General features: G+C 66.5%; 21 protein-coding genes. 9 read left to right on the top strand and 12 right to left on the bottom strand.

Annotated features, from left to right (window positions below):
• Positions 1–246 precede the first annotated feature (246 nt).
• On the bottom strand, positions 247–1,179 hold the full coding sequence (locus OG225_RS40855) for a hypothetical protein (protein WP_331758435.1): 933 nt from the start codon (positions 1,177–1,179) through the stop codon (positions 247–249).
• A 299-nt stretch (positions 1,180–1,478) separates the two neighbouring features.
• Between OG225_RS40855 and OG225_RS40850 the strand changes: the two genes are divergently transcribed.
• Entirely contained in the window at positions 1,479–2,300 is an 822-nt protein-coding gene (locus OG225_RS40850) for a DUF4145 domain-containing protein (RefSeq protein ID WP_405183641.1), read from the top strand.
• 669 nt (positions 2,301–2,969) lie between these two features.
• Here the strand turns inward: OG225_RS40850 and OG225_RS40845 are convergent.
• From OG225_RS40845 to OG225_RS40800, 10 genes are all read right to left on the bottom strand, one after another.
• Positions 2,970–3,620 carry a hypothetical protein gene (locus OG225_RS40845; RefSeq protein WP_405183640.1) on the bottom strand — a complete coding sequence of 217 codons (651 nt, stop codon included), beginning with the start codon at positions 3,618–3,620 and terminating at the stop codon, positions 2,970–2,972.
• Between the two features lie 108 nt (positions 3,621–3,728).
• The gene (locus tag OG225_RS40840; RefSeq protein WP_405183639.1) at positions 3,729–4,130 is read right to left on the bottom strand and encodes a hypothetical protein; all 402 of its coding nucleotides are present in this window, start codon (positions 4,128–4,130) and stop codon (positions 3,729–3,731) included.
• A 39-nt stretch (positions 4,131–4,169) separates the two neighbouring features.
• Positions 4,170–5,021, bottom strand: a complete 852-nt coding sequence (istB, locus tag OG225_RS40835) for an IS21-like element helper ATPase IstB (protein WP_331758428.1) — start codon at positions 5,019–5,021, stop codon at positions 4,170–4,172.
• A complete protein-coding gene (locus tag OG225_RS40830) occupies positions 5,018–6,367 on the bottom strand; it encodes a Mu transposase domain-containing protein (RefSeq protein ID WP_331758426.1) in 1,350 nt (449 codons plus the stop codon). Before OG225_RS40830 ends, istB begins: the two co-directional genes overlap by 4 nt.
• A 143-nt stretch (positions 6,368–6,510) precedes the next feature.
• The gene (locus OG225_RS40825; RefSeq protein WP_331758423.1) at positions 6,511–7,188 is read right to left on the bottom strand and encodes a hypothetical protein; all 678 of its coding nucleotides are present in this window, start codon (positions 7,186–7,188) and stop codon (positions 6,511–6,513) included.
• A gap of 280 nt (positions 7,189–7,468) precedes the next feature.
• A complete protein-coding gene (locus OG225_RS40820; protein ID WP_331758421.1) occupies positions 7,469–7,777 on the bottom strand; it encodes a hypothetical protein in 309 nt (102 codons plus the stop codon).
• Positions 7,774–8,058, bottom strand: coding sequence for a hypothetical protein (locus tag OG225_RS40815; RefSeq protein ID WP_331758419.1), 285 nt, complete (start codon positions 8,056–8,058; stop codon positions 7,774–7,776). The genes OG225_RS40820 and OG225_RS40815 overlap by 4 nt, the downstream gene beginning before the upstream one ends.
• A 487-nt stretch (positions 8,059–8,545) precedes the next feature.
• Positions 8,546–9,013 (bottom strand): DUF3558 domain-containing protein, encoded by a 468-nt coding sequence (locus OG225_RS40810; RefSeq protein ID WP_405183638.1) that lies wholly within the window; start codon positions 9,011–9,013, stop codon positions 8,546–8,548.
• 171 nt (positions 9,014–9,184) lie between these two features.
• On the bottom strand, positions 9,185–12,097 hold the full coding sequence (locus OG225_RS40805) for an MBL fold metallo-hydrolase (RefSeq protein WP_405183637.1): 2,913 nt from the start codon (positions 12,095–12,097) through the stop codon (positions 9,185–9,187).
• 435 nt (positions 12,098–12,532) lie between these two features.
• Positions 12,533–13,435: a hypothetical protein gene (locus OG225_RS40800; protein ID WP_331758414.1), complete on the bottom strand. Its 903-nt coding sequence runs from the start codon at positions 13,433–13,435 to the stop codon at positions 12,533–12,535.
• 1,158 nt (positions 13,436–14,593) lie between these two features.
• On the opposite strand from OG225_RS40800, the gene OG225_RS40795 reads away from it, so the two are divergent.
• The 5 genes from OG225_RS40795 to OG225_RS40775 all read left to right on the top strand — a co-directional run bounded on the left by OG225_RS40795 (position 14,594) and on the right by OG225_RS40775 (position 18,548).
• Positions 14,594–15,850, top strand: a complete 1,257-nt coding sequence (locus OG225_RS40795; RefSeq protein WP_405183636.1) for a cutinase family protein — start codon at positions 14,594–14,596, stop codon at positions 15,848–15,850.
• Positions 15,847–17,268: an MFS transporter gene (locus tag OG225_RS40790; RefSeq protein WP_331758409.1), complete on the top strand. Its 1,422-nt coding sequence runs from the start codon at positions 15,847–15,849 to the stop codon at positions 17,266–17,268. Before OG225_RS40795 ends, OG225_RS40790 begins: the two co-directional genes overlap by 4 nt.
• Positions 17,269–17,602: 334 nt before the next feature.
• The gene (locus OG225_RS40785) at positions 17,603–17,737 is read left to right on the top strand and encodes a hypothetical protein (RefSeq protein WP_331758406.1); all 135 of its coding nucleotides are present in this window, start codon (positions 17,603–17,605) and stop codon (positions 17,735–17,737) included.
• Positions 17,734–17,919: a hypothetical protein gene (locus OG225_RS40780; protein WP_331758403.1), complete on the top strand. Its 186-nt coding sequence runs from the start codon at positions 17,734–17,736 to the stop codon at positions 17,917–17,919. Before OG225_RS40785 ends, OG225_RS40780 begins: the two co-directional genes overlap by 4 nt.
• Positions 17,916–18,548 carry a GAF domain-containing protein gene (locus OG225_RS40775; protein ID WP_331758400.1) on the top strand — a complete coding sequence of 211 codons (633 nt, stop codon included), beginning with the start codon at positions 17,916–17,918 and terminating at the stop codon, positions 18,546–18,548. Before OG225_RS40780 ends, OG225_RS40775 begins: the two co-directional genes overlap by 4 nt.
• Positions 18,549–18,561: 13 nt before the next feature.
• On the opposite strand, the gene OG225_RS40770 is transcribed toward OG225_RS40775, so the two are convergent.
• Positions 18,562–19,407 carry a transposase family protein gene (locus OG225_RS40770; RefSeq protein WP_331758801.1) on the bottom strand — a complete coding sequence of 282 codons (846 nt, stop codon included), beginning with the start codon at positions 19,405–19,407 and terminating at the stop codon, positions 18,562–18,564.
• 194 nt (positions 19,408–19,601) lie between these two features.
• Here OG225_RS40770 and OG225_RS40765 point away from each other — a divergent pair, with 194 nt between their 5' ends.
• From OG225_RS40765 to OG225_RS40755, 3 genes are all read left to right on the top strand, one after another.
• Positions 19,602–20,018, top strand: a complete 417-nt coding sequence (locus OG225_RS40765; protein ID WP_405183635.1) for a hypothetical protein — start codon at positions 19,602–19,604, stop codon at positions 20,016–20,018.
• A 158-nt stretch (positions 20,019–20,176) separates the two neighbouring features.
• Positions 20,177–21,697 (top strand): NAD(P)/FAD-dependent oxidoreductase, encoded by a 1,521-nt coding sequence (locus tag OG225_RS40760; RefSeq protein ID WP_331758396.1) that lies wholly within the window; start codon positions 20,177–20,179, stop codon positions 21,695–21,697.
• A complete protein-coding gene (locus OG225_RS40755; RefSeq protein WP_331758395.1) occupies positions 21,694–23,028 on the top strand; it encodes an FAD-dependent monooxygenase in 1,335 nt (444 codons plus the stop codon). The genes OG225_RS40760 and OG225_RS40755 overlap by 4 nt, the downstream gene beginning before the upstream one ends.
• The last annotated feature ends 3 nt before the right edge of the window (positions 23,029–23,031 follow it).

The following is a 23,031-nucleotide window of genomic DNA, read 5'->3' as shown; positions in this document are numbered from 1 at the left end:
AGCGGGAGGTAATCGGGGCCCAGTCGAGGAGATGTTGGGCAGCAGGCGAAGATCAGCTCGGAAGTGTCACCGATCGTCCGCACCCACAACATTGACAAGGTCACAGAGGTCTCCTTCAGATCGCCTCAATCAACTGCTAGTGAAACCCCGGCTTGTCGGGGTGTCCTTGCGACTGCGAACCCGAAGTCGACGATGACGTCCGCGCTGGCTGTTCTGAATCCGACGCGATGTGCCCGCCGATGCGGATCAGAACGAGGGAGGGTCGGCGGTGATCTGTTTCAGGTCTCGCCCGCTGACTCCGATGTCGAGGTAGCGCTCCTCGCCGTAGCGGTGCGGATAGCCGGCGGCGAGGGCGGCCGCGATGAACTGGCCGTCGTAGTAGAAGACGCCTGTGGCCGATTCGGCGACGCGACGGAGGTAGTAGCTGTCGACATAGCAGGTCGAAACCGGCGGGAGGTGATCGCGTAGCCAGTGGGCGATCTCGCGCACGGCTGGTTCGCGCTCGGTGAGGCTGGCGCGTGCGGCGGTGAGGCTGAGCGCGTGTTGTTCGGGTGTCTGGTCGGGTTGGTATCCAAGGCCGATCCCGATGCCGTGTAGGCCCAGGCGTGGATGTTCGGCCATGACCTCGGCCAGAGTGCGCAGCGGCTCGTGGGCGACGGTTCGGCGTGCGGGAGCTCGCGCGGGCTGGGGTCGTGAGTGTTCGCGGCGTCGGCCGCAGCTGGCGTGGTCGCATCGGGCAGGGTCCGGTAGCGCGCGGATGGTCAATCGCGGCAGCGCGCCGAGTTCTTGCATCGTCGTGGCGATCTCGCCGAGATAGGTCGGTCGGGTCAGGGCGTAGCCGCTGTCTTCGAGCGGAATCCACAGGCCCCGTTCGTCGGCGGGCAGGATCGGCAACGCTTTGACGATGACGCGCACGATGTCGTCGAGTTCGAACCACTTGGCGCCGTAGCTGACGGTCACGGCCACCAGAGGCCCGTGCTCTGCTCGGGTCTCTGCCCAATATCGGCAATAGCGTGACCGGGTCCAGGTTTTCAGCGGCGGCAGGATCCGCACGCTGTCGGGAACCTCGACCTCGGAGGGGTCGGAGGTGTGGAGTTGGCGGCGAGCGACCATGTAGGGGCTGCGGGTATCAGCTTGCCGGGAACGAATCGCGGCTTTGCGGCGTCTGCTGCGGGTCATCACATGCGTCCTCTCGCGGGATGTCCCACGTCCGCTCCCGCCAGGAGTTGTGCATGCGCGAGGTGACCATCAGCGCGATTCGATACGAACCTTGTCCTCGTCGCCGTGGTGGACGTGGGCCTCCACGACTCGGAGCAGGCACGCGCTGCGGTGCCACACGCCAGCTTACGCCGCGCGGAGTCGATGTATTCGCGCCGCCACCCTCTCGGAAACCTGTGCGAAACCGTGCACTTCGCGGGTGGCGGTCTACCGCAGTTGCTTCCACAAACTCAGCAGGCTGGCACGGTGATTGGCATGCGATGATATCGCGTGCCGATCAGGGTGCTCGGGCGGCGGCCTCACACTGTGGCTACCCGAGCGGATCGAACAGGAGGGGTGCGATGAGAAGTCAGATCCGTACGCTGGCAAAGCCTTTCAGTGAACACGATTGGCCGGGTCTGACCTGTCCGACTTGTCGTGACGGCGTTCTGGGCGCGCCGAGCATCGTCTATGAGAACGACGCCCGCGACCCCGCGACGGACGCGAAGTTCGACAACGATCCAACCGCGCCGGAGGGTGGCTTTCACGGTCATCTCGTGTGTAGTCGGCAAAGGTGCGGTGCGTGGGCGGTCATCGGAGGCCGGTACACCACCGACTGGCAGATGTTCCCCGGCAACATCCTGGACCTGTGGGCGGTCCTGGAGGTGAAGACGATTCTTCCCGGCCCCTCGATTCTCGAGTTGAGCCCCGGCGTCCCGGAACCTGTCCGGCGGGAGATCGATCGCGCGTCGAACCTGATCTGGCTCGATCCACAAGCCGCAGCTGGAGCGCTGCGTTCAGCGGTCGAGAGAGTGATGGATGACCACGACATCCCCGCAGAGGACTCGAACGGGGGCTACCTGACCTTGCACAATCGTTTACAGAAGTTCAAGCAGAAGAATCAGCAGACCGCCACGTTGCTGATGGCAGTGAAATGGGTGGGCAACGGCGGTGTCCACCAGTCCGCCGCGATGTCGGCCGACGATGCTCTCGACACCGCCGAAATCGTCGAAGTCGCGCTCGGCGCTCTCTACGCTCCCGACGACAGCGCAATCCGGGAACGCGCTGAACGCATCAACACCGCCAAACGGTTGGTGCCGTGACCATCGGATGCTAGTCCAGCCCCCGCCACCACCGACCCGGCCGAAGTTGGGCCCGCACCGGAACTGCTCGTATGCGGCCGCGCCTGGCGGTCACAAGGGCGGTGCCCCAGCGTCCATCTATCACGACAAACCTCGTGCGGTCCTGGCGCGAGCACTGAGCCTGTGAATAGGGGATCGCGGACCCCTGCCGGAGGCGCTCGGCACGACCGTTGGCAGCGGCTGGCACCGACATCAGATTCGGGGCGGTTCCACACTGGCGGGGTCCGGAACAGTGTCGGGAGCCACGTGTTGCGGGCGCTGGCGGTGGTGGGCACCGATCACCGCCGACAAACCGATCTGGGAATGGCGCGTGATCGAGCAGTGGCACCGCGCGCGACGCGGGCAAGGTTGGGCTGCGGGCACCACCGTAGACCTCAACGGTCATCGTCGATAGATCTCATCGCCGATCAGATCCGCAGAATGCCAGCAGGGCACGTCACCCGCGGACCGGTACTTTGTGGCCTTCGGCTTCCGATTTCGATCACGCGGCGGCGGTGGACCGATTCCTCCTCGGCGTGGCTGATGGCGTCCACACACGCGGGTCGCTGTACCCCGTGCGCTCTGGCGGCCGGGGTACAGCTGAGCGGGGCTGCGCTCGACGCGTTCGTTCCGCGCACGACCTGGGGATTGTCAGGCGATGAGGGAGGGGCGGGTTCTGGCGAACCATCCGTCGGGTTCGATAGCGGGCGGGGTCGTCGGTTGGGGAGTTGATGGTGTGTCCGGTTGCTGCGGCCACAGCACCGTCGACGTTGCGGCGCCGTGGCGGATCGCGGCGGTGTCGAGCTCGATCCGGTGTTCGGCTATCTGTTGGGCGGGCCAGGCACCGATGACCGACAGCCGTCCCGGGGGAGGAAGCGGGGTGAGGTAGTAGTTGGCTGTGGCGAGCAGTGTGCTCCCGCCGCTGGCGGAGGCCATCAGTGTCGGAGTGTCAGGGTCGGTGGGGTCGCCTGTCCAGTTGGTGACGGTGCGGCCGTCGGCGAATTCGAGACCGATGAGGAATTGGTCCTTGGTTCCGCCGGGGTAGCCCGCGAAGGCACCGAGGGCGGTGCAGCGAGCGCCGGGGCGGACGTGGAGCTGGAAGTGTAGTTCCACGCCGTCCGTGTAGGCGCGGGCCCCTGCTATCGCGACCGCGATGTCGTCGGTTCGCAACAGGATCGCCTGCACCGCCACCGCGGTAGGGATCTGGTTGGTTGGTCGCAGTAGCGTCCGATGCTCCGGAATCGTCTGCGGTGGTTGTTGTTCGGTCGGCACCGATTTACCCATCTCGGGCACTCCTGTCATCGAAAGTCGTTCTGCGAGCGCAGAATCCCACCGGCCGGTGGGATTCGAACAATAGAGATTGGTACCGACAGTCGAGGACGTGTTTTGACCTGCGGTTCGAGGTTGGTACTACCAGATCTGGGGCCTGGAGATCTTGTACCCGGTCGCTGTGATGGTCAGCGTGAAACCTCGGGCCAACTCTGGAAGCGCTTCGAGAATGTGATCGAGCACGTCATTTGCGGCTTGGGCAGTTTCTTCCAGCCCACTGCGCGCGTTGAGGACTGCCTGCTCGCCGAGACCGTCTGCCGCTGTGTATCGGGTGCTGTAGGAGCCGTATCGCTTGCCCGTTACCTGGCCTTTGTGGTCCAGTACGTCGCGCGCGTGGCCTGTGCCCTGATCTATGCCCGAGACATACTCGTGTTCACGTCTCCACCGATGGAAGTTCTCGCCGCGGTGGTCGAAGGCATTGTTCCACTGAGGTGTGTTCACAAGGGATTCGAGCCGGTGACGGCGCTCGCCGAAATTCCCCACCTGTGCTCGCCGAAATTCCTCGCCCGTGAGCGGTGTCGATTATAGGGGTTGGCGGTTGCCGGTGGTGGCTCGGCGGAGGTGGTCGGCGGTGGCTTGGTGGTCGCGGAGTCGGTAGGAGTCGCCGTCGAGGTTGATGACCATGGACCGGTGTAGGAGTCGGTCGAGTAGGGCGGCGGCGACGGTGTTGTCGCCGAGGATTTCGCCCCAGGAGCCGACGCCGCGGTTGGTGGTGATCGCGATCGAGGTTTTCAAATATCGTTGCGAGACAACCTGAAACAACGCGGAGGCGGCTTCGGCGGGGAGGGGTAGGTAGCCGAGTTCGTCGATGACGAGCAGGGCGGGGCCGGCGTAGAAGCGCATGGTGGTGGCCCAGCGGCCCTCGATCGCTGCGCGGTGGCAGCGGGCGGCGAGGTCGGCGGCGGTGGTGAAGTAGGTGCGGTAGCCGGCGTGCGCGGCCGCGCGGGCGAGGCCGGTCGCCAGGTGTGTTTTTCCGGTGCCGGGGGTGCCGATGAGTAGAACGTTGGTGGCGGTTTCGAGGTAGCGGCAGGTGTCGAGTTCGTCGAGTAGTGGTCGGTCGATGCCGGAGGCGGCGTCGACGTCGAAATTGGATAGCGAGGCCGGGGTGGGTAGGTTCGCGAACCGCAGCCGTCCGGCCAGGCGCCGGGCTTCGGTGTCATCGACCTCGATCCGTAACAGCTTCTCCAGTGTCGCTGTGGCCGAAAGGTTCTGTGTGGTGGCGTCGTCCAGGACCGAGGGCAGTGCTTCGGCGGCGGCATGCAGCTTCAGAGTGGCCAGATGTGATCGCAGTTGTTGGTAGCGGGTCGCGGTCTCGTCGGCGCCGACGGCTTTGGTGGTGCGGCGGGCTGTCTTCTTCGGCGCGGGGGCGCTCATTTGCGGCTCCTGGCGGTGGCGGCGCGCTCGTAGGCGGCCAGATCGGTGAGGGTGGCATCGGCGGCAGCCGTCGCGGCGTTCGAGGGGTCGGCGGTGGCTCGTAACGCCGCGGCGGCGGCTCTGGCAGTGGCGCCGGGTGGGATGCGTTGCTTGCGGCGGTGGGGTCGGCTGGTGTTGGCCGCGGCCATCGCGGTGGCGTCGAGTGCGACGACGTGGCCGTGGTCGCGGACCGTGGCGCCCAGGCCGTCGGCGGCGCGTTGATGGCGGGCGATCACGATGCCGCCGGTGGTGGCGATGTCGATGTGGTTGCCGCGCAGCGGTTGTGCGACGACAACGGTCGCCGACGCCAGTTCCGGTGGCACCGAGTAGCGGTTGCCGCGCCAGGAGATCATCGCCTGCCGCGAGGCGACCCGAGGTTCGGCGAGGATCGCCGGATAGGGTTCGGCGGGTAACGGTCGCAACGGTTCCCTGGCGGCGACGGTCGCGACGCTGGCGCGTCCGTCGGCGGTCGGCCGAAGCCGGGTGTCACCGCGCAGCGAACAGAACTTGTCCAGCCCTGTTTGGGCTTGCTCGACGGTTGTTTCGTCGGCGAGTGTGCGCCACCAGCGTTGCGCGGCAGTGTGATTAGCTTTCTCGACCACGCCTTTGCGGTTCCCGCTCCGGGGCGGGCAGATCACCGGAACCACGGCGTAATATTTCGCGACCGCGGCGAACGATGCGGTGAGCTGACCGCTGGAGGGATGGCAGACCGTGGACATGCGGTCGAACCGCCACGACCCTGTCACCCCGCCCAGACCGCGAGCGACGCGGTCGAGCCCTTCGATCAGGTGTGGCTGGTCGGTCGATGGTGCGAGATAGCCGCGCCAGCGGCCCGAGTGGGCCAGTGACCCGACCAGCAGGTGCGCGTTGGCGCCCCACCCCCAGGAGGCGGGCGGATTCGGCAGATCGACCCAGTCCCATTGGGTTTCACCACCCGGTGGATGCGGGATGACCGCGTTGGGGCGTTCGGTCGCGGTCCGACAGGCCTGGCAGACCGGCCGCAGTTCGCGGGCGCGGATGTTGCGTGTCAGCGACTGATACGACAACGGGAAACCGAGGGGCTCGAGCTCGTCCATCAACGTCTGCGCCCACAAGTGCGGGTCCTCGGTCAGGCGGGCGCTCACGTAGTCGAGGAACGGTTCGAACGGGTCCGGTAGATGCCGTTTCCGTATCCCTGGGGTGCGTTCCCCGGCCAGATAAGCTCGAATCGTCTTACGGTCACGACCGGTATGGCGGGCGATCTGGGAGATCGTCCAGCCTCGGGCGCGTAGGGCACTGATTTCCACATCTTCCTCACGTGTCAACATGGAAAAGCGGGCCTCCTCCGATCGAAAGCGCTGGTCAGGTGTGGTAACCATCAGCATTGGAGGAGGCCCGCCCTTCACGGCGGAGCCACACGGACAAATGGGGAATTTCGGTGAGCCTCAGCGGGGAAATTCAGTGAGCGCCGTCACCGGTCCAGAGCAGCCTCAACACCTGATGGGCACGGAGTACTCACTGCTCGTAGGAGCTGGACCGTGTTCTCGGTCAGTGATAGCCAAGCCGCGGAGGCATCGGTGACGAACGGTCGATAGCTGGGGCCCAGCGCTTTCAGTCGCTTTTCACCGGACATCCGTTGCTGGATTTCGGGATCGGTGCGCATGACTCGGCTCACCAGATTGATCAGGCGGTGCCCGACCGCGATCACGGCTTCACACAGGGCGTCAGCGTGAAGCCGTTGCGCGAGCGCCATCGCGGGATCTTCGACGTCTGTGCGGATCGCTTCCTCGTGCCACGCGATCTCGACATAGGTCGCGACCCCCAACATCAGCGACTCCGCGATCGACCCGGCAAGCGCGCAGGTCTCTCGCCATTGGCTTTCCCCGACTGCGACGCTCATGCTGGGCTCGAAGTCGGCTCTGCTGTAGCGCCACAATCGATCACATACCTGGTGGATCCACGAGAGCCCCAAGTCTTCCACCGTCGGAGACGGCAGGTCGGTGTTGTGTGCGCCGAGATGCGGCAGCTTTGTCCAGGCGACCTGGCCGGCATCAGGGAGGTCGACCAACCTATCGCTGGGCTGCTGTGACGCCTGGCTCTCTGCTGATCCAGGTACTTGGGTATCCGGATCTTCGTCTGCGCCGACCATCCGGATTCTCCTCCTCGACCTCGCTCGCCGGAGGAACGGTACACCCGATGCGGTGGCGCCGCCGCTGAGTTTCGCGTGGACAGCGACACCAGCCCACCGCAATCTGATGACCTACCCGCCGTCGTCGACGGTGGCACTGTTCGCGATACCGAGGATCACGAACAGCCACGCAGATACACGGGTCTGGTACATGGCGGTCTGGTGCCACTGCCGGACGCGGCGCAGACAAGAGTTGCCTGCCACCGAAGTCGGCGCGGCCACTGATCGCGGCGTGCGTGTATCAGGCTGGCTTGGGCAAACTGGCCAGAGCTTTCAGCGCGTCGGCGAGTGAAATCGGGTGATCGATCTCCTCCGCTGCCAGGCCTATCTCGGCGAACTGTCGCAACAGTTTCGAGTAGCTCGTCCCACGAGCTGAGGCTGCCTCCTTGATCCGCTGATCGAGCTCAGGGGGCAGTTTGAACGAGCGGGACACCATGATGCCCTCTGGCCCTGGCACGGGCGGTAGGTCGACCTCGTCATCGGTGTACTGCAGGCGTGCAGTCATCGCAGCCATTTCTTCGGGGGTGTCCGGCCATCTCTGATCGCTCATCGGTTGTTCTCCCACTTGTTGAATTCCTGCAACTGGTCCGCGGTCATATCTTGCGCAGCGACAATCTGGTGGTCGAAGCCTGACAAGTCCCGGAGAGTCACGATCAGTGGTCGGCCTTCTTCGGTGCGTCCCCAGATCGTCAACGGGGATAGCCCAGTCGTGGGGTCGATGCCGCGCCGGGGCCATCGGTGCTCGGCGTAGAGCACCTCGACGACCTCGTGGCGCTCGATCCCCGCAAGTCTCAGGACGGTGAGGATGCCGAACCACCATTCATAACTCACGGTATCGATGATACCAACTCGGTACCACGCGCGTGGTACCTCTGAGGAGCGGGCTCGCTCAGCCCATCCTTGATCGTGAGAGCGGGCCAGATACGGACCACGAACTGGATAGTGCTCAAGAGGCTCGAACATCCGTCTTCGCCGGCGAGAACCCCGACATATCCCAACACTGGTCGCACACGGCCATCGGCAGGGGAAGTTCATCGCGAACGATTGCGGGCCCGGAACACACTGCGCATGTGCCCACAGCAGCCGCCAGTTCGTCAGCCAGAGTCCGCACACCCGTACTCCGAACAACGGAGGCTTCCGAAAGAGCTATCGAGGCGTGTGTTGGGTGGCGATGGGTCGTCACAGTCGCGGTGGTCTGCTTTCGTTCACCTGGTGCTGATGTGCCTGCCTGCGCGGCGACGTCGAATGCCTCTGGACGGTGCCCGAACGAATCGCGGCCGGGGATCCGTTCCCGATGCGGCCCCCTTCTTCGGATAAGTCATTTCGGCAGGTGTGGTTCGAGTGCCGCGGCGAACTGTTGCGCGATCTGGCATGGCTCGCCGAATCGTGTGCCTTCGTCGCTGAGCCATCCGGCGTTGACTTCGAACATGCCTTGTTGGGCGTCGAAGGACACGTAGCAGGTACCTGGGTCGAGTCGTTCACGGGACACCAGGCCTTGGCGTTTGTTGACCCGGGTGTCGCCGACGATGACCGCGTTCTCCTTCTTGCGTAGTTCGTAGAGGGTGTGGCTGGTGGAGAACAGGGTCACGACCAGTTTGGCGGATCCGTGCTGGCGAACGTCGAGAGGTCGCCAGTTGCAGACCCGCCACGATGCGGGGCCTTCCGGTGCGTCGGTGACAACATGTCTGGTCGCCGGGTCCAGACCGGCTGATCGCAGGGCCTCGTCGAAGTCTTGTCCCCGGCACGGGTTGAACACGATGATCTGGTCGGTGTCCCGGATGGCCATTACCGCTTTCCCGGCCACGGTGTTCGTGCAGCCGGGCAGCAGAAAGGACACAGCAACGCAGACGATCAAACTGCCTCTACCCCAACGCATTCGAATCACAATCCCTCGATCGAGGCGGCCTCCCCGCCATGTCGAGCCCGAAGACTACCGCAAGCCTGTTCGGCGGTGAGCTCAGTGCGTGACCGGAATCCATCGAGCGATGCCGTCCTGGTCGGCGACGGTGCCGAACTGACGGTCGGCGAAATGACCCCCGAAGCCCAGCGTCGCGGGCTGCTGGAGCTCCCGGATGAGCCGGTGTCTGGTCTCGACAGCCTGCGCGCGGTCGTGGTCGACGGCGCAGACCAGGCCGGGGTGAGTGATCTGCAGGTCGGAATGCATGGCGTCGCCGAGGACGATCAGGCGTTCGCCGCGGGAGACGATGTCGTAGCCGAGGTGGCCCAGGGTGTGTCCGGGTAGCGAGAACGCTCGCGCACCGGGGAAGATCTCGTCGCCGGGGTCGACGGTGACGACCTGGTCGGCGAACGGTTCGAGCATCGCGGCCAGTGTGCCTTGGTCGTGGGCGAGGTCGTGGCGGCCCCAGTCGGGTGTGGAGACAGCGACTTTCGCGTTGATCAGTGGTGGTGTGCTCATTCCGGGTGGGGTTTGCCAGAGTAGGCCGAGGTGGTCGGCGTGTAGGTGGGTGATCGCGACGGTGTCGATGCTGCTCGGGTCGACACCAAGCACGCTGAGGTTGGCCAGCATCGCGCCGCCTCGAAGGGCACCGAACTCCGTTTCTACTTCGGTCAACCCGAACGGTTGACCGAACCCGGCGTCGACCAGCATCGCCCGGTCGTTGTGCTGGATCAGCAGTCCGCCGACGCTGGCGGTGAGAGACCCGTCGGCGAGGTAGTCGCTGTTGTCGTTCCAGAACCCTTCGGTGCTGTCGGGGAACCACTTTCGAGCATCCAACGGCGTGTGCCCGTCGGGGATGTAGGTGACTGTCAGATCACCGACTCGTGTGCTGCGCAGGGGCGCGGGGGTGAGTAGACGTCGGTCGCCGAGGACAGTCATGAGGGAGGTCTCCGTCTGGGAACGGCTCAGCGTTCCCGTCGTCGCAGGACCGGCCGTGAGGCGACCGGATTTGGTTGGTCGGGTCAGAGAAGGACCCGGTGGGTGTTGATCGGGGTTGCCGGGCGGTGACCTTCTCTGGTCTTTCCAGATAACTGGACCGGCTTCGCCGTGACAACCACTCGAAGTCCCCCAATTTGGGTGCATTTCGGGGATTCCGAAACCATCAATCGTCTGAGGCGCGATGTCACATTCGCTGGCGGTGACCACCACGGTCGGCGTCGACGGTTCTGGCGATTGGTGTGTTCCGCATCGAAAGTGCTGCATACCCCGATGCAGAGTTGCTGGCGCGGTGGCGAGGACGGTCCAGTCTCGCGGGTTCGCCGTGTGCGCGAGTGCGTTTTCGGCGGCCCGGGTGATCTGTTCACGTCGTGCCAGCCACGTGCGCCAGCTGAGGAGTTCTGCGCTGTCGAGGGTGCGCAGCGTCCGTCGACGGTGTCTGCGGTGCGTGGTCTGCTCGGCGGGGGTACGAGTGTTCCACCAGGTGCGTTGGAACCGGTAGCTGCGTAGAACTTTCGCTTCGGGACAGTGCATGGGCAGAGCTGGCGGCAGGGGTGTGGTGGTCCAGCGCAGGCGGTCGGTGTGTAGGCGTTGGTGGAGGCGTTCGGGGTTGCAGTGCCCGAGTGGGGGAGGGGTGCTACAGCTACTGGGGGAAGTTTCCTGACCCGTCTGCTCGAGATAGGCAGCTGCGGCCGCTCCGGTGCGGTAGCTGCGACTTGGCGTGGCACCGCGTCTGAAGGTGTGGGCTATCTCGAGCAGACCGGCGTTGATCGCGATGGTGAGGGCGGACTGCACGGTCTTGGGGTCGAGTCGGGCACGTAGGGCCAGGGTTCGGATGCTGATGGCGCCCTGGTGTCGAACTATCGCTGGTGCGAGGGCGTAGAGAACAGCGGCGACGCTGTGGCGTTGTTGAGGTCGACGGGCACGCACGGCTGCGGAAGCGTGGGCGGCGCCGAGCAAACCTGCTCGTAAGGTTTCGATCTCGGAGTCGTGTGGTGGGCCTGTGAGTGTGTCGACACGGTAGCGGCGAGGCCTGTCGGTGTGGGATTCGGCGACGGCGCGTTCCCACAGTCCTTGCCATCCGTCGCGGGTGAGTCTGCGGCAGCCCGACGGTGCCGCGGTTTGCGCTCGCTGCCAGGCATCCTCGGCGGTGGCGCCTTGTTCGGCGGCCACGGTGGTGACCGCGGGCATCCAGAGATAGCGTCGCCACCACCGTTGCCCGCGTTGAGCGGACTTCCCGGCGGCAAACCCGCGGTGGTTCCACGCTTGTGTCGCGGTGTAGCCCAGCCGGGCCATCGCGCAGGCGAGTCCGTATTCGCGTCCGGACCGGGACTGATCTCGCGGCCCGATCACCGCACGCCCGGGTGAGCGACGCACGGGCGGCCGCGGATAGCTCACTCTGGTGTGCGGCGATCGGGCCTCGAGGACGTGGCGTGGTGTCATCGTTGTCGTGATGACGGGAGCGGGTAGTCCGGCCCGGTGGGGCGCGGTGAGCAGCCGCAACGCTTTGCCGCTGCGGTTGTCGATCGGGACTCGGAATCGTCGGGCCAGTGTCCTGCATAGTCGGTTCCAGGACTGGTCGTGTTGTGGATCGGGCGCGACGGTGAGGACGTGGCGGCCTCCCGGGCGACCGGACTCACGCACCAGGTAGGGCAGCTGGTTCTCGGCGCACCAGCGGACGAGGATCTCCGCACAGACATCGGCGAGGATCTCGTCGGCGGGATCGGGATCGAGGTCGGCGGCCAATATCCCTGGCCTCAGCGTTCCAGCGACAGACACGGCTGGGCCGTCTCGGATCGCGGCGCTGGCCTCGTGCGGGTCGCGGGCGATTCCCGCGCTGTCGTTGTCGGGCTTGATCAATACGTACGGTGCGGTGAACAGTACCTGGTCGAGCGCGCCGAGTAACGGCGCGGAACATGCTCTGCGGGTAGCTGACACGGCCTGGGGGCATGCGGTATCGTGAGACCTGTCGTTCACGACTGGTCCTCTCGTGTTGGGGAGTGTCAGTTCGGCGGTGAGGCGTGCGGCCTTGCCGATGTTTGGACTGTGGAGCCCTTGGCCTTGCCTGCCAGGGGCTTCCGACATTTCCGGGGTGCCGAACTGTCGTATCGAGTTGTGCGGTGCGCGGATCGAATCCGCTCCCAGGCCTACATGCCGGCCTGTTGGATCGTCGGGATACTCCTCGGTGCGGTGCAGGCGGTAAGTCGAAGGACACGAAACAGCGCGGTTCGAAGTCCGCAGATATGCACGGCGACAGAGGAAGTCACGCGCAGAATTCGGCTTCGAGGTTCACCGGTTCGGTGAGTGTGTGTGAATTCCCCCCGTTCGTTCATGGTCGCGTACTCGCCGAGTGCGTGTCGCGTTCGGCGATCGATGCTTGCGGGTAAGCATTCAAGGTTTTCGATGGGGTAGTCAACGTCGCGAGGCCCCCAATATGGGGGTGTTCGTCGGCGCGAGGTCTCGTTGATAGGTCGTGACCGCGCAGTTGTGTAACCGTCGCAGCACCTCGTTGCCGGGCCCGGAGTGTGGCAGTGGCCGGTAGAGGGCGTACACGGTGTGCGCGGGCCCGCGTAGATGTTGGTTACGGCGACTGCTGCGAACCCGGTACCTGATCGTGCGACCGTCCTCGGCGTCCCAGAGAGTGATGCTGGCGTCGTCGATCACATCCTGCGGCGGGTCGGTGTGCCAGAGCCCATCGAAACCCTTTGCGCGCCTGTACTTTTTGACCAAGGCGGCGAAGCGTTCGGGATCGGCGAGTGGTCGCATGATCCTCAGTTCGAACAGGAGCGTGTGGACGAGGTCGAGACGGTTCTCGATGCGTTGGCTGGTGTCGTTGAGCAGGTATTGGATGAGATTGACCGGCCTCGGCTTTCCGCGGGAGCGGGGGACGGGGACCGAGTTCGGCAGACATGAAGCCCACTGCTGGTTGACGGCCACGATGTCGGAGTAGGGAAATTCGAGCAGCGCGGCAGGACCGCGCTGGTTTTCGAGGTGGTCTCGGTCGTCATCGGTGACGGCGGCCAGCCGATATCGTGGTGCGACCGGATCGATTTCGGGTCTGGCCAACGCGACAAGCGCCTCGGCGACGATCCTGCTGTCGGGGATATTCGTCAGGATCCGCTCGACCGATTCCGGTGAGAGTTCTCGTTCGTGTCGCTCCCATTTCTGGACCGCGCCGGCATGGGCGCCGATGGCAGCCGCGAAATCCGGGCGGGTCATTCTGGCGCTGGTGCGGATCCATCGCACATAGTCGCCGATGCGTGAGGGTTCGCTGCCGGTATTGAGCGGTGGAATAGCGAATCTGGAATTGGCCATGGTCTCCTCTCCGGCAGATGCCGAGACGTACACGCCTAGGTCGAGGCAACAGGTCGGTGCGCAATGCTGTGCCGGTTCGGTAGTGGGCTCCCTTCGGTGGTGTGAGGCGCTGTTGCCCGGACTCGGCGACAACCGACCCACAGTAGTGGGCTTTCGAGAAAGCGAGTTCCCCCAATTTGGGGGACTTTCGGTACGCGGTGCCCCGCAGCGGGGCCCTTTCGACCGGTCGTCGTGGGAGTGACCAGGCCGGACACCGGGTTGGCGGGGTGTCGCGGCCGACGGCTGGCTGCGGCCAGCGGTTTTCGTTGCTGCGCAAAGCGGGGTTGACAGCACGGTAGGTATGGTTCGATTCCTAGTGTGCAGCGATTCTGCGGAAGCGCACCCGCGGCGGGGGAGTTGGCGGGGCGAAACGCACCCGCTGCGGGTGTGTTTATGCACGGATCAATTGTTTTCGGGTGCGCGAGTATTGAATGCACCCAATTTGGGGGGATTGTGGGCGTTGACAGCGCAGCAGTCCTGTCCAAGACTGCTATCTAGCTTCAATCGTTCGCCGCGAGTCCGATATTCGGGGCAGATCAGGGACGTGGAGCTCGTAATTCGGGACAGCTGACAGGGTGCGCTTCGGAGGGGTTCGACGGCGCTTCTGGTCAATTCACATCGCCGAGATAGGCGCGACTCTGTGGCGCCTATCTGGATTGTGGACGGTTCCCGACGACATCTCGACGGGGCCTCTCGTGGGCTGGGTCCGAAATTTGCCGATGCGTGGTGTTCGCGCTCGGTTTCTCGAAAGGAACACTGTCAATGGATGTACTCGGCATTCTGTACGCCGGTTCCACGTTCGTCGCCAACGTGGTCTCTTCGATCGGGTGGGGCCTGACGATCCTGCGGAGCTTCGGCGTCCCCATCTGATCGATCCCCCTCGGCGCTGATGGCGCCGTTCTCGCAGCGTCGGCGCCGCCCGCGACATCACGCCAACCGGCGGCGTCGACGCTGTCACCTTCTTCGTCCGCGCGTACGGCTCGGTCCTGCGCGCGTCGACACCTTCGATGAGGAGTTCTCTTTCATGCGAGTACGTAACCCCCGACCGACGCACGAGTCCGGCTGCGCCGGAATGATTTTCGCCGCCGGTGTCTGCTCGGCGATGACGGCGGGCCTGCGATGAGCCGTCGTGATCGATCCCGCCGGTGTGTGCAGGTCGGTGCGTGGAGCGCGACGGCCGCGGCGGTGACCGCGGTGGCGCTCGTCGCCGCCGGGACGGGGACAGCAGCCGCTGATGCGTTGGCGTTGCCGGGATGCCCCGGACTGTTGGTAATCGGGGTGCAGGGCACCGGTGAGAGTTCGCCGTCGGCGAGCCCGAGTCTGGATACGGGCATGTTGGGCACCATGTTCGGTCCGATGTTGACCGCCGGGGTCGATATCGACCGTGTCTACATCGGCTACCCCGCCAGCTTCGGCGGCGCGATCGGCACCGGCCCCGGCACCGCCAGCTACGCCGATTCCGTTGCCTATGCCCGCTCCCGGCTCGACGACACCGCCGCCGCGGCGGTCGAGCAGTGCCCGAACACGCGCCTTGCGGTCGCGGGCTTCTCCCAAGGCGCCGCGGTGGTTTCGGACTTCGCCCAGGACGTCGGTGCGGGCAACGGACCGGTCGCGCCGGATCGTGTCGCCGGGGTCGCGCTGTTGAGCGACCCGACCCGCCCCGTCGGCCCGGACCCGATTCCGGGTCGGCCCGGTCAGGTCAGTCCGGACCCGGCCCCGGGCACCGATGGAGACGCCACTGCGGCGATCCACCTGGACCCGGTGCCGGGCAGCGGCGGAATCGCCGATACCGGAACCGATTTCAACGCTTTGGAGGGGCGGGTGGGTGAGTTCTGCGCAGCCGGTGACCTCGCCTGCGATGCCCCCGCCAACGCCGCGGCCCTGCAGGTCGCCGCCGGTGTCGCGGCCCAGTCCGACTTGCGTGATCCGATCGCGGCCGCCACCTCGATCACCGCGTCAATGCAGGAAACCGCCGCCGAAGCGAGCACACAAGTGCTGCTCAACGACGTCACGGTAGAGGCCGGGCAGGTCAATTACGTTCCGGGGCAGACGGTGTCGCAGCGCCTGGCCGAGGCCTCCGACCCGGGCGGTGTCACCGATCCCGCCGAGGCCGTAGCCGCGGCGGACAAGTCGGCCCAGGTGATGGCCGCGATCGCCGCGGACCCGATCGGGCAGATCCCGCGTCTGGCCGGTCAGGTCGGAGCCGCGATCGGTGCGGAGCTGGCGGCCAACGCCGACATCCTCAACCCGGCCACCCTCGCGCACTACGCCGCGGTGATCACCAACCACACCGGCTACGGCGCCACCGGTGAAACCGGCACCGCAGCGGACTGGTTCGCGGCCCTGTCCCAAGACCTGTCCGGCGGTGCGCCGTGAACACCGCTGCGGAAAACGACACCGCCGCTGACGAATTCGGTGGAGTGAGCACGCACACGCTGGTGGCGGGAATCTCGTGTGTGGCGGTGTTCGTCGCCGCGCTGGGCGCTGTCGTGTCGAGTCTGCCGGTCGCGGCGTTGGGCAAGGATCTGTCCGCGCCCGCGTATCAGGTGAGCTGGGCGACGACCGCGTACGCGGTGACGTTCCTGGCATGGCTGGCCGTCGCGGTCGCGGTCGTGGCACGCCAGGGAATACAGCCGAGTCTGGTGACCGGGTTGGTGGGATTCGCGATCGCGTCCGGGGTGTGCGCGCTCGCTTCCACCGCTGCGGTCCTGGTCGGTGCCCGCGCTGCCCAGGGCATGGCCGCCGCGCTGCTGGTCGCCGCCGCGACCGCCGCCCTGACTTCGACCAGGCACGCGTCCTCGCTCAAGCAGGCCATGACCATTCTCGCCGGTGCGGCGGCAGTGGCAGCGGTGATCGGTCCCGCACTGGGTGTCGTGGTCACCGATGCGGTGGGGTGGCGGGCCGTGTTCGCGATCAACGTGCCGGTGTGCGTGGCGTTGGGTGTCGTGGCCGTATCGGTGTTACCGGGTCCGCGACGGAACTGGTCCGCGCCGAGACCGGACTACCGGGGCGGGCTGCTGCTGTCGGGCGCGACGGCCGCGGTAGTCGCGGCGGCCTCGGGTGCTCGACGATGGCCGGGGCCGTTGTCGTGGCTGATCCTGTTGATCGGACTGTTCGCGATCGGTGTGGCAGTTTTGCGGACCGTCCCCAGGGCTGCGCAGTCGACGTCGGGACCGAACTGGCTGTTTCGGACGATCACAGTGACGACCCCGGCCACGATCGTGGCCGGGGTCGGCGCGTTCGGATACCTGCTGGCGGCATCGCTGCTGATGCCCCGCCCCGGTCACGTCAACTGGCTCGACGCGGCCGGATGTGCCGGAGCGGTGAGCACGACCGCGATCCTCGCCTCGCTCCCGGGAAGCCGACACCCGCGACCCTCCACGCTGATCGTGGCCGGTGTCACCGGCCTCGCGACGGTGGCCGCCGGGCTCACGCTGATCTACACCGAAATCGTCAGGGCGCAACCGCAGTGGTGGGCCTGGACGGGCGCGGTCGTCCTGATCGGCGTCGGGATCGGCGCCAGCACAACGACACTGGCCACACTCGCCGACCTCGCCCCGGCCACCCCCGACCCGGCATCCGGCGCACGCACAACCCTGGTCGGACAGGTCTGCGGCGCGGCCGGAGCCGCGGGCCTGGGTGCCGCGCTGACCTTCGCAGATCTGCTGGATCTGACGTTTCCGTTCTGGGCGATCCTGGCCGCCACCCTCGCCACCGCCGGTGTCGTGATCGCGTTGATCCCGGCCTCGGCCCGCGCACGGATCACCGAACCGGCGCAGGGGAGCTCGACATGACAACCCTGCCAGGAAACCGGGGGCACTCGAGCGTCGAGCGACCTCGCGATCCCGCTGCTGTCCGGACCGAATCCGCAACGACCACCCGAGGGTGGGAAGGGCACCGGCGACCGGGGAAACGTGTACCGGTCACAACAGACAACCCTGTCGTCTCGACGCGGCGAAATAGTTGCCCCGCAGCGGAATTCACCGCCGCACCGGCGTCTTGCTGCGGATATCGGGACCGATCACGCACGGTTGGCTGCTCTCTGCGAGGAACGAGAACCCGCCGCCGGTACCCGACACTCTCGACCATCGACCCCTTCGAACCGGCAGCCAGGGATCGGTGGTGGAGATGACCGCGCAGATCGTAGGACTGCTGGGACTGGCAGCGGCAGTGGTCGTGGTCAATGCCGTGATCGGACTGACCGCCGCCGAACCTGTCCGCGCGCCGGTTCGCCCCGTCGACGACCAGGAGCGGCAGCGATGATGTCCCACACCGCCGCATCAATGGTCGCCGCGGGTATCGGGTTCGGGGTGGTGGCCGCGAACCTGGCATTGGTCTTCGTCGGGCACCGTCCCCGCCATCCCGCCATCGACGCGGGCTATCGCATGCGACCGCGCGACCGCCGACCTGCCATGGCGGGTCTGCCCCGGGCAGGAGAGCGATGACGGTGACGACGGAATCCGAACTCGCACCATCGCAGACCCGCGACGACGACCGCCCGGTAGCGCCGTGGGTGCTGCTCGAGACCTCCGACGGTCCCGACACGTACCAGGTGATCGCCGAAGGCCAGCGTCCACGCCGCCGTACCCGACTCGAACGCACCCGCCTGGCCGGTAGCAGCGCGGTCGCTCGTCGGCTGCCGTCGCTGATCGCCACCGCGATCGCTACCAGACATCAACAGACCGCCACCGCACACCGCGCCTCGAGCGAGCCGATGCGGATCATCGCGGTCCCGGTCACGGTCGGTGAGGAGGTTCTGGCTGTTCAGATGTGGGCAGGGGCCAGCACGACGCCGATCCCGCCCAAACCGGCAGTAGGGACGGTGCTTTGGCCCGTCGGTAGTCGCGGGGTCGGCCTGACCTCGGGTGTGTTCGAGCGGATGATCGACAGCGACCAGGTCACCGATGGGTGGCGGACGTTGCCGGACCTGATGCGACACTTCGACCACGTCGAGGACCGCAACGGGCTACTCGCTCTGTTCGATGACACCGCCGAACCGCGTTCTTGGGTGGGCACCGTCGTCACCAGTGGTTTGGTGACGCGGGCCCGCCGGACATTGAGCCTTTCCGAGTAGCGGCGTGTCACGGTCAGACGCTGCGGCCGTGTTGAAGATGCAGCAACACCAGCGCGGCTGCGGCGATGGCACCGATCCGGCACGGGCACAAGCTGACTCGACGCAATGCCTTGAACCATTTGAGCAGTGCGTTACCGCGCTCACCGACCGCGCGAACCTGGTTGTGGGCCTTGTTCGCCGTTTTCTGTTCGTCGGTCAGCTGCCCGCCCTTGGGCTTCTTGACCGCGACCGTGATCGTTGTGGCCTCGCCCAAGTATCCGAGATCGCCCAGCACGGGCAGGTTTTCACCGGTCCAGTCCGTGAGCGCGGGCAGCATCTCGGGGTGGGCGCGCAGCGCGGTGACATCGTGCTCACGTCCCGGACGAACCTCGGAGGTCCACATCGGCCACCCGTCCGGGGCGGTAACGACCTGGATGTTCCCGCCGTGGCGGCCGTGTTTTCCCGACCACCAGAGGTCGACTTTGACCCGGCGTGGCACCGAGGTGGCTTTGGCGGTGGTGGGGCCGGCTTGGCCGACCCGGTCGGTGTGGATGAGCGTACCGTCCACGCTGATGTGCTGGTGCCCAGCGACTTTCGCGGCCAGCAGCACGTTGTGCAAGGCCGGGGCCTGGGCGGCGAGAGTATCGATCACCTCGTGGAGGCTGTCGTAGGCGGTGGTGCGGCCGATCGCGTTGTCCAGGGCGAGCTGCTCGACACGGGTGCCGTCGGTGAACCACCGCAACCCCAGCACTGCCTGTTCGAGGCAGGTCAACGCCCTCCAGCGGGTCCCCAAGGCCTGGCGGCGCGCGGCCAGCAAGCCCGCGACGTGGGCGACGGTGGACTCGGGCAACGGCAGGATGGCGATGTATGCGACACTCATGACGCGCGGAACCTCTGTGAAGTTGATCTTTAGTCGGACCTCCTTCATACGCCAGAGGTTCCGCGTTTCGCGTTCCACCCCAACATCTTTCAGCACCGCCGCAGCAACCGATCCGTCAGACCACTACTCGGAAACGTTCATTGTTCGTCGCCGCGCACAGTACCGGGGTCGGTGCGGCCCGGGTGGTGCGTGCTGTGGCCACCGATGTCAGTGTGGCGCATCCGCCCTCGCCGCCACCGGTCTCGATCCGACTGCTACGTCGGTTGCCGGTGCGCGGCGGGCACGGCATAGGTGTCGTGGACCTGAAATCGGGCCTTGTCCACGAATGGGTCCACGCAGGCCCCGCCCCACTGCATCGGCTGGTGACCGAGCAGGCCACCCTCCATCCCGACGACCGGGCACAGGTGTGCGCGGCACGCACCGACCTGCTCACCGGGAACGACCACGCCCGTACGACCATCCGGATCCGGTTCGGCATCGGCGAGCAGTGGATCACCGTGAACGCCACCTGGGTGGTCCTGACCCGTGACGGCGCACCGCAAGCCATGGTCGACCTGCACATCGCCGAGATGTCACGGCGTCCCCGCGCGGCGAAGGCGCTCGAGCAGTGACAGGCACCCGAACAGCCGACCTCCTCGGAGCGCGGTGCAAGCAGAACCGTAGGTGTGGCGAGGGGTGCTGCCGCAGTGCGGGATTGGATCGACCGGGGGAATCACATTCATCGCTGGCGTGGGTATCGACAGCACCCGAGATAAAGGAAACACCTCTCATGGATGCCCACCTCAGAGTCGCTGTCATCGGCGCGGGATTCGGCGGAATCGGCACGGGCGTGGCACTGCTACGCCACGGAATCCGAAACATCGCGATCTTCGACAAAGCCACCGAACTTGGCGGGGTGTGGCGCGACAACACCTACCCCGGCTGCAACTGCGACGTCCCCGCCCACCTCTACAGCTTCTCCTTCGCCCCCTACCGCGATCCGGCGGTGCGGTATCCGGGCCAACCCGAGATCCTCGCCTACCTCCACGACGTCGTCGAGACTTTCGGGCTCACCCCCTACCTGCAACTGAACACCGCGATCATCGACGCCCGCTACGACGAACCCGACAGCATCTGGCGGTTGAGCACCTCGACCGGGCGACAATTCACTGCCGACCACGTCGTCTTCGCCGTCGGCATGCTGCACCGACCGAAACTCCCCGTCATCGACGGCCTGGACGAGTTCACCGGCCCGATCTTCCACACCGCCCGCTGGGACCACGCCACCGACGTGACCGGACGTGATGTCGCGGTGATCGGCACCGGAGCCAGCGCCGTGCAAGTGATCCCGCGCCTGGCCGCGTCCTCGCGGCGGGTCACGGTGTATCAGCGGACCCCGTCCTGGGTGCTGCCCAAACCGGGCTACGACTTCGGCGCGGCGACCCGATGGGCGTTGAAATATCTGCCCGGCGCGCATCGTGCCTACCGGTGGGCGGTCGCCGCGGCCGCGCAGACGGTGTTGTGGCCGGTGATGGTGCGCGGCTGGTCGAGGCGACCGGTCGAGCTGCTGGCACGCGCTCACCTGCGCCGCCAGGTCCGCGACCGGACATTGCGGCAGGCGTTGACCCCGTCGCATCCGCTCGGTGCGAAACGGATCCTGCTGTCGGACGACTACTATCCGGCGCTGACCCGGGGCAACGTCGAACTCGTCACCACGGGGATCGAGTCGATCTCCGAGAGCGCGATCCGGACCGTCGACGGCCTCACCCGACCTGCCGATGTCGTGGTGTGCGCCACCGGGTTCCGTGCCACCGAGTTCCTGGCACCGATCCGAATCCGAGGCCGGGGTGGGCGGCTACTGCACGAACAGTGGGCCGCCGGTGCCGAGGCGTATCTGGGTACGGCGCTGCCAGGGTTCCCGAACCTGTTCATGATCGCCGGACCCGACACTTTCAACAGCGCGGGCTCCAACATTGCGATCAAGGAATCACAGATCCGCATGATCCTCGCGGCGATGCGATGGTGCGAGGAATCCGGCGCCCACGCGATCGAACCCTCGGCCGCCGCCATGGCCGAACATCAACGGTGGCTGCGAGAGGCGTTGTCCCGCACTGTCTGGCCCGACGGTGGACCCAGCTGGTACCGCACCGAGGCGGGGCGCGTGGTCGCGCCGTGGCCCGGCACCGCCACCGAATTCGACCACGTGGCACGACGAGACCCGGCGACAGTGTTCGAGCCGGTACCGGCGCCGCAGGTGGCTGCCTGCCCGGCGGACGATGCTCGCCGCGACACGGAAGTGGTGTCGGCATGAGCACGAGCGAACCTGCAGGTCGGGGCACCGCAGTAGTCATCGGTGGCGGCATGGCGGGGATGTTGGCGGCGTGGGCATTACGCGGGCACGCGAGACGGATCATCGTCATCGAACGTGACCACTACCCGGAAGGACCCCAGTTCCGGGCGGGCACACCGCAAGCCCGCCACGCCCACCTGCTCCTGGAAGCCGGACATCGCCTGCTCGAGCAGATGTTCCCCGGGATCCGCGACGAACTCGTGGCGGCGGGCGCGACCATGGTGCCGATGGCGTCCGGGCTGCGCTGGCTCGGTCCGGCCGGGTGGATGGCCCGCCACGACGCCGATATCGCGTTCCTGTCCTGCACCCGCGCACTGCTCGACCACGTGATCCGCCAGCGGGTCCGCGCCGCACCATCGATCCATTTCGAGCAGGGCACCAACGTCGTCGGACTGACAGGCGGCCCGTACGTGGTCGACGGCGTACGGACAGTGGCGCGCGGCACCGGAGTGCGCAGGGTGATCGACGCGGAAATGGTCATCGACGCCTCCGGACGTTCCTCGGCACTGCCCCGATGGCTCGAGGAACTACGGTGCCCGCCGGTCGCCGAAGAACGCGTCGACCCCAACGTGATCTACCTGAGCCGCCTGTTCGACCGCGATCCCGACACCGACCCGGGATTCGGTGCCCTGTACCTACAGACCCGAGCTCCCCTCCATCGCGGAACCGGCTCGCTGTTGCCCGTAGAAAACGGGCGATGGCTGTGCAGTCTCGGCAGCATGGCCGAAACCGAAAAGCTCTCCGGAGAACAAGGTTTCGACACGCTGCTGTCGCGGATGCGGGACCCGATCCTGCGGGAGACAATCGCCGGTCTGACTCCGGCGGGCGATATCCGAGGGTTCCGTCCCGGTGTCAGCGTTCGTCGGCACTACCAACGCAACGCCCCCGACGGGCTGGTCGTCCTCGGCGATGCCGAGACCAACTTCAACCCCGTCTACGGGCAAGGAATGACCGCGGCGGCGTTCGGCGCGCACGCGCTCCACGCCGCCGTCGCCGGGGTGGGCGGGATCGGTCACGACGCCGCGCGTGTGGCACGCGCGCAGGTGGCGGCGGTGTCACGGGACCCGTGGCTGATGTCGGCCGGTGAGGACGCCCGGTTCCCGCAGACCATCGGCGGGCCGTCCGGTGCCTTGGCCCGGTGGCAGCACCGCTACCTGGACCGAGTCCTGTCCCACGCCACCCACGACGCCGCCATCGCGGCCGCGTTCACCCGGGTGATGTCGCTGCTCGACCCACCGACCACGTTGCTGCGACCCAGGGTGCTCGCTCCGGTCCTGCTCGGAATCAGGTGAGCC

It is taken from the genome of Nocardia sp. NBC_01377, from assembly GCF_045040005.1.
Lineage (GTDB): Bacteria > Actinomycetota > Actinomycetes > Mycobacteriales > Mycobacteriaceae > Nocardia > Nocardia noduli.
The sequence above is the reverse complement of the archived record's forward strand: the minus strand, read 5'-3'. Positions and strand labels throughout refer to the sequence as shown.